Genomic DNA, 280 nt, shown 5'->3' on the forward strand with positions numbered 1-280 from the left:
AGATGGGAGATATCATGGGCAAAGATGGAGACCGCGCCCTTGGGCATCCGCGCCGCAAGGGCGAGGGATTTTCCACCGCCCCCAGCACAATAGTCCAATATACGTGCGCCGTTTTTGATGGGAATTTGGTCTGTGACGAATTGCGAAGCCGCGTCTTGAAGTTCAACATAGCCCTCTGCGAAAACCTTGGAATTCTGTACACGACGTGGATTTTTCGTCACCAGCAAGGCATAGGGTGACAAGTCGTGCGCCTTTGCCACGATCTCTTCAGCGGCCAAAG

General features: G+C 53.9%; 1 pseudogene. It reads right to left on the reverse strand.

Going from position 1 to position 280, the window contains the following annotated elements:
* Nucleotides 1-242: pseudogene (locus AB9F29_RS22525) on the reverse strand (RsmB/NOP family class I SAM-dependent RNA methyltransferase); the annotation flags it as partial.
* Between the last annotated feature and the right edge of the window lie 38 nt (nucleotides 243-280).

The sequence above is a fragment of the Falsihalocynthiibacter sp. S25ZX9 genome, assembly GCF_041205405.1.
GTDB lineage: Bacteria > Pseudomonadota > Alphaproteobacteria > Rhodobacterales > Rhodobacteraceae > Falsihalocynthiibacter > Falsihalocynthiibacter arcticus.